Below are 15,317 nucleotides of genomic sequence, written 5' to 3' on the forward strand. Positions count from 1 at the left end.
TATGGCAATAAATGCTTGGCTACCCATTGGCTACAAGCTTCCTGATGGAGCAATAGCCAGAATTGCTATTTTTGAAGGTATAGATTGGCAGATTATTGAAGTCCTGAGTGGTGGTAGAGCATTGATTGCTCATGACAAACTTACACAACAGTGGATTAGTTCTGGACTTATTGATCATGATTCATTAACTGCTTTTTATTTTGGGAATCAACGCTTCTGGTCGATTTCCTGTAGTGCAAGTCAGAATTTGTGTCCTGTATCAAAGATTAGGCCTCCAAATACGAAGAATGTGGCACTTATATTTGCACAAGCATTTAAAGCGACTAGAGAAATCACTAGTGGGTTATCACTTCAAGATGCTCTATATATTGAAACTTTAAACCGACTATTACCTACCTATAGTACTGGCCCAAATACTGACGATGATTTTATTCTTGGTTATTGGCTAACTGGTGGCGTTAACATTTCCGTGAGATCTTTTAGGCAATTATGTACCCTAAGTGCCTTCAGTGCCGCTGATCTTAAAGATATTGTTGAAACTGCTGGACTCCACTTGGACAATAATGATCTTGTTCTTTTAAAAGGGATTGAAGCATCCATACAAAATGAGAAAGCACAACAATTCGAATTGCCAGGTCGTCCAGATTTAGAGAGATTTATTAACGAACATATCATTCATATCATTCAAAACCGAGAACGTTATAAGCAGCTTGGAATTGGATTTCCATCGGCAGTCATATTGCATGGACCACCTGGATGTGGGAAGACGTTTGCGGTAGAGCAGTTAATTGATTATCTTGGATGGCCAAGTTTTCATATTAACGCATCCAGTATAGCCAGCCCATATATTCATGAGACTAGCAAAAAGGTAGCAGAGATTTTTGATATGGCTCTCAAATATGCACCTTCAGTATTGGTTATTGATGAGATGGAAGCTTTCTTATCAAACCGAGAACTAGGATCGGGTCACCATCATGTAGAAGAGGTTGCAGAATTTCTGAGACGTATACCAGAGGCTACAACGAATGATGTTTTGATTGTCGCAATGACTAACCGTGTGGATATGATTGATCCAGCAATACTCCGACGAGGTCGGTTCGATCATATCATCAAGGTAGACTACGCTAATGAGATAGAGGTTTTAGCCCTATTAGAAAAACTTTTAGCACCACTTCCAAAAGAAGAAGATATAGATCTAATACCTATTTCAAAAGAGCTTGCGGACAGGCCTTTGTCGGATGTTGTTTTTGTAGTTCGAGAAGGGGCCCGTTTAACAGCACGGTCAGGAAAAGACAGACTTAGTCAAGAAAATTTGCTATCCGCACTGCATTCATCGCCTGCACGAGTAGAGGAAATATATTGACTACAGAAGAATCTAAAAAAGAGCAACTAGATTTCGGTTTTGCTGGATTATCCTCGATGGTATCTGATATTGGCACGATCGTCAAAGAAGCACAAGCCAAGAAATTATCACATGATACTATTTCAGCAGAAAACCATCCAGAAACTAATTTAATAAAGGATACTGAACCAAGTTCGGAGCCAATTCAGAAAGCCTCGACCACTTCTTGGATGCTTGGGGTTAAGAGAATAATAATTGGATGTCTTGCTGTAACGTTTTTTTATTGGTGTTGGCTGTCATCGGCAGGAGAGGCGATAACAAATGCCAAATCACAAAATACTAACCCTGCTTTAACTAGACCTTTAATATCACCACAAACTTCGTCACAACAGATTTCTGAGAGGCCACCAATTTCTAATCGACCCTCTGAAGAAAAACCAAAAATAGGAATAAAAAATATACTTGAAATTGCTCAGATTCGTTGGTGCTTGGCTGAAAAGATTCGCATTGAAACAGCTAGAAAAATAGTTAATGGTTATATTGCATCTGATGTAAATCGCTTTAATAAGATGGTTGGGAACTATAATCGTCGCTGTGGAAATTTTCGATATAGGCCAAGTAACTTTGAAAGTGCAAAATCTTATATTAAAAATTATCGTGCTGTACTTGAGTCCGAAGGGGCTGCTCTTTTTTCAAGAAGCACTATTAGTGTTAATTCCTCTGATAATCATGCTCTTCCAGATAAAACTTTACAAGAAATTCAGAAAAAACTAAATCAACTTGGTTATGATTCAGGCTATCCAGATGGTTTTCTGGGAGTTAAAACTAAACGAGCAATTTTAAAATTTCAGGGCGATATGAGAATTAATACTGATAAGTTAACTAATAAAACCTTACTTAAGCACTTGAGCTTAGCAAAACTGAAAAAAGAAAAACAACTTAAAATACAAAAAAATTTTATAACTAGTACTGAAAAAAGAAAGAATGTGGATGCTCATCATTCACTTAAATCTGAAATACCTCAACATGCGGAGCTAGATTATCTTGGTCATGGTTGGGTTTGCAGTAGAGGATATAAGCAAAACGGAAATGAGTGTATCAAGGTCGTTATACCCCAAAATGCTGAACTAGATTATCTCGGCCATAGTTGGAATTGCAGCAAGGGATATAAGCAAAACGGAAATGGGTGTATCAAGGTTGATATACCCAGAAATGCTGAACTAGATTATCTCGGCCATAGTTGGAATTGTAGTAGGGGATATAAGCAAAACGGAAATGGGTGTATCAAGGTCGTTATACCCCGAAACGCTGAACTAGATTATCTCGGCCATAGTTGGGATTGCAGCAAGGGATATAAGCAAAGCGGAAATGGGTGTATCAAGGTCGTTATACCCCAAAATGCTGAACTAGATTATCTCGGTCATAGTTGGAGTTGCAGCAAGGGATATAAGCAAAACGGAAATGGGTGTATTAAGGTCGTTATACCCCAAAATGCTGAACTAGATTATCTCGGTCATAGCTGGAGTTGTAGCAGGGGATTTAGAAAGATTGGCGAATACTGTGAACCTATTTGAAATAAATTGTAGGAGTAATATTAAATGAATTGCTCGAGTAACATCCAACCTAAAATTATGAGCTCTAATAGACTAAGAAATTTAGAGAATTCAGAAATCCAAGAAAATCCTTTTTTCTTGCTTGGTGTGAACACTCGCGATAGTAGAAAACGAATTGTGGAATTAGCTGAAGAAAAATCGTTAGAACTTAATCATGAAGTATGTCAAAAGGCACGTTCCGACTTAACAAACCCAAGAACTCGATTAAGCATTGAATTGGCCTGGTTGCCTGGTGTTTCTCCAAGAAAGGCAGAACAACTAACCAATCAATTAATTTTTGACCCAATGTCAATTCGAAAGGAGACAGGTTTACCAGTTTTGGCTCATGCCAATCTTATGGCTGCTGCTTTTAATGCCATTGACGCTAAAGATAAAGCAGAAGATATTTCAGAGTTCATACAGGAAATAGTATATCTTATTGATAGTATAAAAATTGATGACATCATTCGTGACATAAATGAGGATCGTTTGGTAGCTGGCTTTCCCGAGGTTCATGCACAGCAGCATATTGAAGCAGATCTAGCAGAACGAAATCAATATTTTAGAAGTGTCATTAAAGATGCCTTAAACCGACTCCCATCTTCAACTCTAATCAAAGTAGTTGCATTAGTAGTAACTAACATAACACAAAATGGTGAGAAACATGCTCCAGTCTTGATTGATGAGTTGGTAGATAGTTATGAAATAGAATGTCTAGAGTTTCTCCAAAAAGAAGCAGACAATATCCAAGAACTTATTAAAATAGCAGACGAATCTGCATCTGCTGGCGAAAAAGTTGTTGAGCCAATTATCGATAAACTAGAGACTGTGGTAAGAAATTGGGCTCAAGTTGCGAAACCTATTCAACTAAGTGCAATATCTCGTGGGCTTGAGCATGAATTAAGTAATACGTTAGCTTACTCAATCAGAAATCTTGCAATCGATTTGTTTAATGAGCACGAGATGAGTAATCAAACAAAAAGAATTACAAGTCTTATTAATGAGCTATTTTATGACCCAGAAATCCTGGCACGTGTAGAACAGGATGTTGATAAACTCCAAGAGATTATAGAAGAACAAAAAAATTCTGATATTCGTCAAACCGAATTTGCTAATGAAATAACCTATCAAGCTGAAATCGGTGTGATATTTAAGGAGTTATTAAGTATTTCTCCTAATGGAGTTAAGTGGAAAGATAATAGTTATCCACTGGAGGCAATCACGCGAGTTCGTTGGGGAGGAGTCAGGCACTCTATAAATGGCATACCTACGGGCACCAGGTACACAATAGCTTTTGGTGATAATGATTCAGAAACAGTTGTAGATCTAAGACGTAAAGAAATCTATTCTACTTTTATTGACAAACTATGGAATGCAGTCGGAATTCGTTTATGTTCGGATATTCTTGCAACATTAGAATTAGGTAAAGAGATAAAGCTAGGCGCTGCTGTAATCAGGGATGAAGGTATCTCATTTATCAGGTATAAACTTTGGGGTAAGAATGAATCCATCAGCTGTTTGTGGCACCAAGTCCATACTTGGAGCTATGATGGAAAATTCTATATTGGTATGAAGGAGGATAAAAAAACTTATATTGGATTATCTTATATAAATGATCCAAATATTCACATACTTGAATTAGTACTCCAAGTGGCCTTTAAAAAGCCCGGAATAAGATTACTAAGTGATACATTCAAAGAGAATTAACTTATATTAATAGACTTTTTGAAAAGCAGGTTTAAAATATCACCTTGATACAGATAGAAATAATTCATCATTAAATTTGTTTATGTTAAATTTATCTTCCCACTAATAAGATGGCTTTGCAATTATGTATTAATATGTACTTTGGCACTTTGAATTATTCAAAATTCCAAAAATTAAACCTTTGTAAGTTCAATAGCATATTCCTGTCTTAGATATTTGTTACTTAAATTATATTTCTTCAGTTGTTTCATAAGAAAGCATTTGATCATTATGTGTATTTAGAATTCCTTTCAATATATTGTCTATTCTTACAATTTCAGCCTTCCAGTCCCTAGACCAATCTTGTGACCAAATACGCTCTATTTTCCATCCACGCGATTCCAACAACTCTTGTCTAATCTTATCACGGTCGCGAGCATAGGGTGTAGAATGAAATAATGCCCCATCACACTCTATACCTAAAATAAAATTAGTTTGAATGACAGGATGATGAATTCCTAAATCGATATAAAAGCCACTTGATCCAATCTCAGCAGATACCTTATAGCCTAGCTCTTCTAATCGACGTTTAACATTTTTGCTGAATGAGCTTGATTTTCGAGTAGTAATAGCACCACCAATACCAAAGGAATCTAATATAGCCTTTGCTTCAGGATAACTTTTATCATTGATTGCTTTTGCATATTTAAGATATCTTCCAAATAAAACTAAATCAGGATTTTTAGTAAAATCTTTTTCTTCTGTTGGAATTAAATTTGGATCAAATGAGCAGAATACTTCTAGGCTCTGTTTCGCACGAGTGATTGCAACATTAAGACGTCGTCCACCACCTTGCTTCGAAAGTGGACCAAAGTTCATATGTAGTTTCCTACCCTGTGAGGAGGGAGCATATCCGACAGAAATTAATACAAGGTCTCTTTCATCTCCTTGAACATTTTCCAAGTTTTTCACAAAAAGAGGTATATCAGATTCGCCATTACTGAGTATTCTTGCTTTTTTTATATTATTTTTAAAACTTACATCAGAATGTATTCTACGTTCGATGGCATCTTCAATAGCTATCATTTGCGATTGTCCCATCGCAATAACACCCAGAGATTTTTCAGGATTAATTTGGAATAACTGAGCTAATCTGTCGACTAAAGCTTCAGCCTCAACATTATTTCCTTCTTTTTGGTTAAAATAAGCATTATTTATTTGATGAAATTTAATAACTTCTCCTTCAGTTAAATAATATGGATTAGGGGCAGCAATTAATCTGCCTCCATAAAATGCTCTATTTGAAAATGCAATTAGAGATTCAGAGCGGCTTCTATAGTGCCATTCTAATACTTCAGAAGGATAAATTTGAGAGGCTAGATCTAATATACTTTGTGATAAATCTGATTCATTTTCATCGTCATCATCGTCAATAAATTCAACTGCTGAAAAGAAATTTGTAGGGGGCATTTGTTTTGGATCACCTACAACAACCATAGAATTTGCTCTATAGATCGATGGAATAGCATCTTCAACCCTTACCTGAGATGCTTCGTCAAATATAATAATATCAAATAGTCCCATTTCCATTGGAAGTATTTGACTAATGCTTAATGGACTCATCAACCAACAAGGTTTAAGTTTTAACATAGTAGAAAGTGCCCCTCGCTCCATAATTTCACGAGGCGAAAGTACCTTACGTTGTTTGTTAGCTTCTTTCTTAAGTAAACTTAATCCTTCGAACTCTCCAACACCATTACCCCATCTTTTTGAAAAAGCATTATTTACAAATTCACGTGCAGAAATTCGGTGCTCTGATTCGATTTTTTTAAAAGATTCAATTTTAGTAAGAAAATTATTTCGATCGAAATTTCGTAGTTCAGGATATTGTGTAATAACTTCGTCTATCCACCATTTAATCACTAAAGAAATAAGGTATTGGTCCCAGGAGTCATCAATAGGAATGAGATTCTTAATCATTAGTTCTTTTGATAAATCACAATTAAAAGATGATTTAATGTTGTTTAAACATAAATCAATCTTATCTAAGATTTCCAAATCGCTCATTTTTTCAACAAGAAAATCATAGTTATATTTTTCATTATCAGTATCTGAGACTATAGGTTTTTCGAAATACTGATTTAGTTCATTTTTTAGCTTATCTAGTTTCTCAATTTGTTCTTCTAAATTGATTTTTGCTTTATATAAATCAGGAAATATTTGTTTAATTTTTGTCGCCGACTGACTGTTATAACTAGTTAATTCAGGATTAGAGAATAGTCCTAATTTCCTCATAATATCTCCAATACTAGATATGGCCTTAAGTATTGGATTAATTGTATTGAAGGCTTGAACAATTTTTTCTGGATCTGACTCATTAATCTCTAATGGAAGTAACTTATTTTGAGTGATGGATTTGAATGATTTTATGGCTTCTTTTACCAGCCGATATGATTTAAAAGACTTATTTGTTCCATCCCAATTTGCTAGAAATTGACGCCTATAATTCCTCATTTTCCAAAAATTTGGGGTTAACCAATGAAATATACTACGCGAAATAGAGTAGTACATTTCAAGTTGCCTAATTATTTCGTCATTAGCATTTTTGTTTATTAAGTCAAAATGAGACTTCTCACTTTCAATTACTTGTATTATTTCCTGGATTTCCTTTTGATATATCATTAAGCCAGATAAATCAGAGTAAAACAAAGCAGCAAACTCTAACCATTCAGAAGGTAGAGATAATTGAGTTAGCTCCTTTAATATATTGGAAGCGGGGATAGCTTCAATATTATTCACTCCGATATCTTTGATTTGTATTTTAATTGAGGATATTGATTGTTCAGTAAGTTTAATTTTTTCGACCATATCTAACATTACTTGCATAAAGCTATTAGTTAAAATAGTATTATCCTTCCTATGAAGCCAAGGATGAGTAGGAAGATCTTTCACTTTTGCTACATGCACTTGCAGTTCCCTTAATTTTCCACATATGTGCTTTAAGTCATCAAATGAATATTTTGCAAATAAATTAGCGAATTGAATATTCATCTTAATATTCTTTTGCTCGGAATGTAGGGTAAGTAAATCAGAAATATATAAGCCACTTGGATTGTGGACTGTTTCTAGTATTCGGTAATAAGTATTGATTTCTAACTTTAGGTTATCTAGTTCATTTGTTAACAATTCCCACTGTTTTTCAGCTTGGGGATCATGGCTTGCTTCTGCTAATTCTAAAAATGAGTTATATAAGCTTTGTTTATTCAAATCACTACTGTGAATAAGAACTGATTGTGATACAAGGTTAGCTTGTTTTAATCGAGCATATACAACATCAAGTGCTGCTCTTTTTTCTGATACAAATAGTACTTTTTTACCTTTTGATAAAGTTTCTGCAATAAGATTTGTAATTGTTTGACTTTTCCCAGTACCCGGTGGTCCCTGTATCACGACTACCTTGCTCTTTGTCGTTTGATCAATAGCTCTATGTTGAGATGAGTCAATATTTACAACAAAAAAATTATCTCGTTCTTTATAATCATCAAGACCTTTTATTCGCTCGTATATTTCACCTTTATTAGTAGGAATAGGTTTTCCGAGAAATAACTCTGATAAAATGGGGTGCATTTCAGAGTTTTCAAAAATAGAATCATAATCTCGAAGAAGTACTGTGCGACTTGCATTAAGATGGTCTATTAGGACAATATCAATTAGATAAAACTGATTTTCATTGACTTTACTATATAGCTCATACTCTTTTTTCGTGAGAGCCTCCGCTAGGTTAACTGGAATTCTATCAACAATTTCTCCTTCCTCATTTTTTACAATTTTAAAACGAGGAGGAATTTTGGGGAGGGAATCAGTAAAGGATTCATCATGAATAACTGATTTACCAGATTTTTCTAAATAGTTCTTAAACTCTTGTAAAGCGTCGGATACTTGGTCAGATTCGAAATGTTCTGGAAGTTTTATGCCTAATTTTTGCCGAAGTGCAAGACGTAATGATGGATTCAAATGAACAGTAGTATCTTCTAGTTTCAAGCTCCATTTTTTTCCTTTATCCTTAACCACATCTACTGCTATTTTAAAAATTGGTGAGATTAGTAATTCATCTTGTTTGAAATTTACATTATCCCTCCAACAAAGAAATGGCCCTAAAAGCCAAGCTCCAGAAATACCATATTCACGTTGAAACTTATCATCAGCAAGCCTTATTTTATCAAGTCTCTTAATTAAATCTGTATTTTTAGTTTCTTCTAATAGAAGATGTTGAGTGAGATTAAAATAAGAATTATTCATCAACTCTTGGAATATTGTTGATGTTGAGCGCAGGGGTATAAATTTTTCTGAAATAATAGCGTTATAAGCATCTTCTACCTTAGGAGCTTTTGATAAGTTAATACAATGCCCACGACTTTCACGGTAATAAATTTCTTTATTTCTGCGTGATAAGTTGGCTAAGAGGTCTCTATAACGTAAAATTTGTTTTTTAATAAAATCTAAAATTGACACAGCTTCATTTTCCAATGGTTATGGAAAATCCATTTCTACACAATTATTCCTTTTATCAATAAGAATCTGATAACGTTCAAGCAACGATTAGAAGGGCACTGTCCAATTCCGATCTCTTAATTAATCGTTTCTTTAGATAAGATGTTTTTATTTATCAGTGTTGATTAAAAATTTTTCGATTGTATATTAATGAGCAAAAATCTTCCAATAAAAATCGAAATTTAATGCTATTAGTAATAAATTTAACCGGGTTTTTATAACTAAGATGTAATGCATTGAGTACTTATTTTCGGGTAGATAAGCTCTTACTATGCCTCAACATAAATTAAAATGCTATCTCTTAAAAGTACCAATTAATGGGGATATTTTTTCCTAACTATCCATTTATAAAAAAGAAAAACCAATCAACCAACCGTTTGAAATTCTCTCCATCTAGAAAATCGTTCCCTTTAACAACTTGGACAAGAACTGAGGATTCAACCCCCAGAAGTTCTGCAAAATATTTTAAATCCATAGAGGCATGATGCAAGAGCATTTTAATTAAATTTTTTTGCGATTCATTTTTTAAGATATATCTTGCTTCTTTTTGTGGCAAGTTAATTGATAAACACTCCATGTCCGCTCCATATATAAACAAAATTGATTATTGCTTCTATGGATAAGAGTAAGCGGTTATGAATATTAAAAAAATTAGAATATTTACCCCGAGATTGTCAAAGGAAAAATGCATAAATGAGCCAAAAATAGTCAATGATAAGCAAATACTAAATAATAGCAAAACTTAAACTTGAACAGTTGAATCATTTATAGCTTCTGTAGATTTTTCATCAATAAGATTTTTTATCTTTCCTGCAATAAGGTATAAGAAAATACCACCTACTAATGCCCATAGTCCCAATTGACAAAATACATGAAGGTAATCTGGGTTGGTGATTAGAGGATCTGTTGCTTGTGTTTGTACCATTGCATTAGAAAAGTATTGTGATAATGATGCAGAAACTCCTGAAACCATCATCCAGGTACCCATTAAAATACCTTGTAACTTAAGAGGTGCTATTCGGCCAATCATTGCATATCCTACAGGTCCTATTAATAATTCTGCAATGGCTTGAGCGACTAGATGAAGTATGATCCAGGATATGCTGCTGAAACCTTGGTTGTTAGAAAATACTACCGCACAAGCCAAAGAAAAAAATGAAAAACTTAGAATTACAAAAGCGCTTGCAAATTGCATTGAGGTAGAAAAATTGTAACCCTTATCTTTGAGTTTATTGATAACAATCGCTACAACTGGTGCGCCTAAAATAATCACAATAGCGTTAAGATTTAAAATCCATTGGGTAGCAACTTCAAAATTAAAAATATGTTTATCGACATTATTCTTAATAAAAAGAGTGATGCCCATCGGGCCAGTATAATAGATCATCCAAAATATAATTGATGTCACAGTTAAGATTAAATAGACCAGAATTTTTTGTTTGTCTGCTTGATTTTTTTGTTGATAACCTAAAACTAGAATGACCAATAACATAACAATACTGGTAGTAATAACAAGGCTATTACTCAGGAAAGAAGAATGAAAACACAAAACTAACACTGGGATTAATGTAATAATCCCTATAAAGCTAATCATATTACTCGCGAACTTATTTCTACTGTTTTTAGAAGTCGAAGATAATTCATTGTCAGCAAGATTGTGCCAGCTAAAAATCATGAATAGTAACGTTAAAATATTAGCAAATACACCAATATAGAAAAGCTGTTGGTAATCATTTGAGTAATCATAAAATCCACTACTGATATATCCGGCAAAAAATCCTACATTCATTGCAGCATAACTTAAAAAGAACGCTTTATCCCTACGACTATCATCTGGCTGAAAGCGTTGAGATAAAATGGTGTTATAGCATGTTGTATTGAGACCGCAACCTATCAGAAACAAGCCTAATCCTACATAGAGTAATGAGACTTGAGATATTGCCAACACTACAAGCCCTGCCGTTTGAATTAGGGTTGTAATAAAAAATAAATTGCGATTGCTGATATAGCGACCTCCCATCAATCCACCAAACAAATGTAAAACATAGTTAAAGGCTAAAAATAAGCCCACAACGCTGTTAGAGACTGTTGGAGATAACCCAAGTTGTTTGCTTATGTAAAGTGAGAGGGAAGAATAAAGTATTGCAAACGAAAATGTTGAACAAGCCTGAATAAAGTAAAGCGATGTAACTCCATTTGGCATTCTTTGTATTGAATTATGCATTTTTTACTTTCACATCCATTGAAAAAGGTGACTCTACCATTAAAATTGGCTAGTATTAAGTCTTTTTTACAATTATCTAAATTTTAAAATAAGGATATTTTGTAATACTGTATTTTACAGGTGTTTAAGGTATGAACCGAATTGAAAAAGTTTCATGGAATGAAATCAAAAATAGAATTAATGCAGTAAATCCTTCTATATACCAAGTTTTAGACGAGCTTTTATCAAATACTCAAATCCCTTTTTTTCTGGCTCATTATCGTTTTGGTGAGCATTTTGGTATTAAAAATCTTGCATATCTTCCTGGTAAGTCGGGAAAACTGGAAAGAATAGATAGTCCCAACACAGATAATGAGTTGTTTCAACATTTAGGTTATGGAAAGAACAGCTTACCTTTAGGTATTATTCTGGATAAATATTGTGAATGGCACTATTTTGGGGAGGAAGATAGGATTTTTCCTGATTGTGTACAAGGCCCAGGTGCTATTTTTAATATGCAAATTGTATTTGATGAAGATCAGACAGTTGATAACAATGTTTTATCGGTTTCATCGGGGGCTCTGTCTTCTTTTCTGTTACCTAATATAGGATGCCAAAGAAAACATGCTCGAGTACAAAAATATTTTAATGTTTCTCATCCTCCACCAAAAACACCTTATGAACACTATCGTATCTTTAAAGAAGTCCTACAGGATGGATATACATCTACAAACTGGCATAGCCAGATTCTTTATTTTTCTGAACAGTTTATTGAGGAAGTAAAGAGGAATGATAAGTGGTTAAAGTTAAAGCTTCATTTTTCTGAAGCATTACGGAAAAAGCTAACTAAAAATACTTATGACTCCTCGTGTAATGATCTATTTTTAAGTGCAAGGAAAGTAAATCGTTTTAGGCCCACTCCTTTTATCATGGATACAGCAAAATACATTTTTAATATCTGCATGGGATCAGGTATTGGAGTAAAACCTGCTATTGATGAGCAGTATTTTCCTGTTAGTGATGTTCAAAGAATTTACAATACGTGTTATGGTCTTGAATATACACCTACGGTTATGGTTCCTGCTTCTTTGGATGAGAAAAATGACAGTGTTTATTATCCATTGCAATGCCCATTTGCAAAAATTAATACCTTTAAAACTAATCAAAGTAATAGCACGTTAACAGAGCTTGAAACTTTAAAGAATGTATTACTAGCATATCAAGAGGAGTTTACAGAAGAGAAGGGTGATGCATTTGGTAGCACTTTGTATAAAGTAAGTAAAGAAACTCAATTTACTTTTTATCATTATAAATCTGATAGTCAAAATTTGATTAAAAATCCAAATGAATTATTAGATGAGGATTCACGTTTTTTATTTTCTTATTGTGATAATGCGACGATCTTCTCAAGTGATGCGAAACTATTTCGTGGGTGTGTCCGACTTTCAAGATAATTTATAATCTTGGAGATTGATTTTTAGAAGTTTAAGATACTTTTCACTTAATTGTTTTTGATTTGCTGGCGTTATATACAAAGTTGTAGTCGAATTAATTTTTGAATCAACTAAATCCTTTAATTTAATTTTCTCAATTCTAGGTTGTTGCATAGGAACTTGTGCTGCTTCATATAGATAAGCGATATGATCATGGGGGTAGAACTTAGTTATGTATTCAGATAAAACCTGCATCTTACTAGTTTGATTAATATTATGCATTCCAAGGTTTGCTATCTGCCATAAAATGACATGAGCATTTATGTCGACATCTCTTTCATATAGTAATAGTTCGGTAGCATCAATAGTAAAACATCCTTTATTACCAGGATCTATTTCTAAATCACTAAATAGACAATCTAAAGTTGAAATTCCTGGGAGTATGGTAGCATTTCCATTAGCTGCTTTTATTTTTTTTACTGCATTTAAAGCTGATTCAGCGAATATGGTTGGGTGACCATAAAATAGAACACAAAGTATTTTGCCTTTATTATATTCGCTAATAATGTAGTTTGTAATTTTACTATAAGCATCGATTCGTTTATCACTACTAAAATAGAGCTCCTCTAAATTCTCAGATTCTTTAGATTCGCGCTGAATCCAAGACTTGAGATTCTGCTCATTGACTAAATATAAAACTTTATCAGAATTTTTAATTATATATTTAGTTTCTTCAGTAAAGTGAGAGACTGATTTTATTCCAGATCCGCAAACTATTAGCTTTGACATTAACTATAAAATTTCCACTATTTTATTTGAATGGGGTTGTTGCTCTGAACTAGTCATTTCCTGAACTGTATACAACAATTCCATATGTTCATTTGTATTTATAAATTCGCTGCCAACAGCATTTTCAATTTGGTTCAATAAATCCATTTTTTTCTCCATGAATCAACTTTCGGTTATTGTATAAACAAAAGGGTCAAAGGTATAGCTAATTAAAAAATTAATCCAATTTACTAAAAATCATTACATTTATTTATATTGATTGGAGGTGCTCGATATGATGTAATAACTGCACGAAACGAGCATTTGTGTGATATGGATATTAATATGAATCAAAATAACCTTCTATATAAAAATATAAATAGTAACAACACCCTAAATATTATTGAAGCGGCTCTATTTTTAGGTGCGCATAAGGAAACAGTTCGTCGTATGGCCGTATCAGGTGATATTCCTGGTGTAAAGATTGGTAGGGGTTGGGTGTTTTTAGAGGAAGATCTTGTGGTGTACATACGATCTAAGTATGCTACCAGTGTTACATCGCAAGGCGCTGTCCATAGGAGTAATAATAAATGGCGCTTTACAAAAGAAACTCAACTTGGTGGGTTAGTTTCACCCATCAAGGAAAAAGAATACAAAGAAGCACTGGGACTGCCGATAAAGTAAGTGCACAAGAGTATCACGATAGGATCAAAGCGGAGTTATGGTCTGTCACTAAATTGGAAAATAAGCCAATTTATGGTTGGCGTGATGCCGTTTGTCGTTGGCTACGCGAAAATGGAAATAAGCGCAGCCTTGAAACAGATAAATTTCATTTACGATGGCTTGACCCTTATTTAAGTAATTATCAGCTTCATGAGATTAGTCATGAACTGTTAGAGGAAATTGCACTTAAAAAGGAATTAGAGGGTGTTACTCTCACTACCGTTAATCGTGTAATGGAAATTGTAAGGGCATTATTAACAAAGGCGTATAAAGAATGGGGATGGATTGAAAAAATTCCCGTTATTCGCATGCGTCAAATAGAAAATAGTAGAATTCGATGGCTTACAATTGATGAAGCAAATCGATTGCTAAAAGAATTGCCACCACATCTTAAGGATATGGCAGCTTTTACTTTAGCAACTGGTTTGAGAGCATCAAATGTTACTGGGCTGGAATGGAAAGATGTTGACATGATTAGACGACATGCTTGGGTGCACCCTGATCAGGCAAAGACAAAAAAAGCTATTTCTGTTCCGCTCAATGACAATGCTATTGAAGTTCTACAGTCCAGGTATGGTACTCATCCCAAGTTTGTTTTTTCCTACCAAGGCAAAAAAATAGGGAAGTGCACCAATCATGCCTGGTTAAAAGCTCTTAAACGAGCTGGTATTGAAAATTTCCGGTGGCATGACCTAAGGCATACATGGGCAAGTTGGCATGTGCAAAATGGGACGAGTTTGCAGGAGTTGCAACAACTTGGTGGTTGGTCAAGTTTTGAGATGGTTTTGCGTTATGCACATCTTTCTGGCGATCTATTGAGAAATGCGGCTAACCGAATTAACTCGTTAGGTGTAACCAGAGAAGTTCATAATGTAGAGGGGTTTTTATAAAAAAGTGTTGGCTCTACCCCAAAAAAGGGGGCATTTTAATCAAGTTAGTCTAGACTAACCCATTGATTTGACGGTCAAAAGGAAGATTAAAATGCCCAAGAAAGATTGTATCCTAAATTTACCGGGATA

General features: G+C 34.1%; 11 protein-coding genes. 6 read left to right on the forward strand and 5 right to left on the reverse strand.

The annotated features are described in order from the left end of the window. Window position 1: 1 nt before the first annotated feature. From ELY20_RS06265 to ELY20_RS06275, 3 genes are read left to right on the forward strand one after another with little or no spacing between them, the layout of a single operon-like run. Window positions 2–1,363 (forward strand): ATP-binding protein, encoded by a 1,362-nt coding sequence (locus tag ELY20_RS06265; protein WP_110144215.1) that lies wholly within the window; start codon window positions 2–4, stop codon window positions 1,361–1,363. Beyond that, on the forward strand, window positions 1,360–2,916 hold the full coding sequence (locus ELY20_RS16885) for a peptidoglycan-binding domain-containing protein (RefSeq protein WP_199742186.1): 1,557 nt from the start codon (window positions 1,360–1,362) through the stop codon (window positions 2,914–2,916). Before ELY20_RS06265 ends, ELY20_RS16885 begins: the two co-directional genes overlap by 4 nt. 24 nt (window positions 2,917–2,940) lie before the next feature. Next, complete coding sequence (locus ELY20_RS06275) at window positions 2,941–4,641, forward strand: hypothetical protein (protein WP_199742187.1); 1,701 nt, start codon at window positions 2,941–2,943, stop codon at window positions 4,639–4,641. Window positions 4,642–4,869: 228 nt separating this feature from the next. On the opposite strand, the gene ELY20_RS06280 is transcribed toward ELY20_RS06275, so the two are convergent. From ELY20_RS06280 to ELY20_RS06290, 3 genes are all read right to left on the reverse strand, one after another. Next, entirely contained in the window at window positions 4,870–9,147 is a 4,278-nt protein-coding gene (locus tag ELY20_RS06280; RefSeq protein WP_110144216.1) for an AAA domain-containing protein, read from the reverse strand. A gap of 361 nt (window positions 9,148–9,508) precedes the next feature. Further along, a complete protein-coding gene (locus ELY20_RS06285) occupies window positions 9,509–9,748 on the reverse strand; it encodes a hypothetical protein (RefSeq protein ID WP_110144217.1) in 240 nt (79 codons plus the stop codon). A 165-nt stretch (window positions 9,749–9,913) separates the two neighbouring features. Next, window positions 9,914–11,395, reverse strand: a complete 1,482-nt coding sequence (locus ELY20_RS06290; RefSeq protein WP_110144218.1) for a peptide MFS transporter — start codon at window positions 11,393–11,395, stop codon at window positions 9,914–9,916. Between the two features lie 131 nt (window positions 11,396–11,526). On the opposite strand from ELY20_RS06290, the gene ELY20_RS06295 reads away from it, so the two are divergent. Next, window positions 11,527–12,828 carry a hypothetical protein gene (locus ELY20_RS06295; RefSeq protein WP_110144219.1) on the forward strand — a complete coding sequence of 434 codons (1,302 nt, stop codon included), beginning with the start codon at window positions 11,527–11,529 and terminating at the stop codon, window positions 12,826–12,828. Here ELY20_RS06295 and ELY20_RS06300 read toward each other — a convergent pair. Together ELY20_RS06300 and ELY20_RS16755 are read right to left on the reverse strand one after the other, a co-directional pair. Next, complete coding sequence (locus tag ELY20_RS06300) at window positions 12,820–13,596, reverse strand: SAM-dependent methyltransferase (RefSeq protein WP_110144220.1); 777 nt, start codon at window positions 13,594–13,596, stop codon at window positions 12,820–12,822. The two genes, ELY20_RS06295 and ELY20_RS06300, sit on opposite strands and share 9 nt — an antisense overlap. A 3-nt stretch (window positions 13,597–13,599) precedes the next feature. Beyond that, on the reverse strand, window positions 13,600–13,743 hold the full coding sequence (locus ELY20_RS16755) for a hypothetical protein (protein WP_158618866.1): 144 nt from the start codon (window positions 13,741–13,743) through the stop codon (window positions 13,600–13,602). A 177-nt stretch (window positions 13,744–13,920) separates the two neighbouring features. On the opposite strand from ELY20_RS16755, the gene ELY20_RS06305 reads away from it, so the two are divergent. Together ELY20_RS06305 and ELY20_RS06310 are read left to right on the forward strand one after the other, a co-directional pair. Continuing rightward, window positions 13,921–14,259, forward strand: coding sequence for a helix-turn-helix domain-containing protein (locus ELY20_RS06305; RefSeq protein ID WP_110144225.1), 339 nt, complete (start codon window positions 13,921–13,923; stop codon window positions 14,257–14,259). Beyond that, complete coding sequence (locus ELY20_RS06310; protein WP_110144221.1) at window positions 14,166–15,188, forward strand: tyrosine-type recombinase/integrase; 1,023 nt, start codon at window positions 14,166–14,168, stop codon at window positions 15,186–15,188. The genes ELY20_RS06305 and ELY20_RS06310 overlap by 94 nt, the downstream gene beginning before the upstream one ends. Window positions 15,189–15,317: the final 129 nt, after the last annotated feature.

It is taken from the genome of Legionella qingyii (assembly GCF_003990155.1).
GTDB classification, from domain to species: Bacteria; Pseudomonadota; Gammaproteobacteria; order Legionellales; family Legionellaceae; genus Legionella; species Legionella qingyii.

Bases quoted from the DNA above. Each gene is read 5' to 3' on its own strand.
- ELY20_RS06285 (WP_110144217.1), bottom strand. From the start codon at position 9,748: ATGGAGTGTTTATCAATTAACTTGCCACAAAAAGAAGCAAGATATATC.
- ELY20_RS06265 (WP_110144215.1), top strand. From the start codon at position 2: ATGGCAATAAATGCTTGGCTACCCATTGGCTACAAGCTTCCTGATGGA.
- ELY20_RS06275 (WP_199742187.1), top strand. From the start codon at position 2,941: ATGAATTGCTCGAGTAACATCCAACCTAAAATTATGAGCTCTAATAGA.
- ELY20_RS06290 (WP_110144218.1), bottom strand. From the start codon at position 11,395: ATGCATAATTCAATACAAAGAATGCCAAATGGAGTTACATCGCTTTAC.
- ELY20_RS16755 (WP_158618866.1), bottom strand. From the start codon at position 13,743: ATGGATTTATTGAACCAAATTGAAAATGCTGTTGGCAGCGAATTTATA.
- ELY20_RS06305 (WP_110144225.1), top strand. From the start codon at position 13,921: ATGAATCAAAATAACCTTCTATATAAAAATATAAATAGTAACAACACC.
- ELY20_RS06310 (WP_110144221.1), top strand. From the start codon at position 14,166: ATGGCGCTTTACAAAAGAAACTCAACTTGGTGGGTTAGTTTCACCCAT.
- ELY20_RS06300 (WP_110144220.1), bottom strand. From the start codon at position 13,596: ATGTCAAAGCTAATAGTTTGCGGATCTGGAATAAAATCAGTCTCTCAC.
- ELY20_RS06295 (WP_110144219.1), top strand. From the start codon at position 11,527: ATGAACCGAATTGAAAAAGTTTCATGGAATGAAATCAAAAATAGAATT.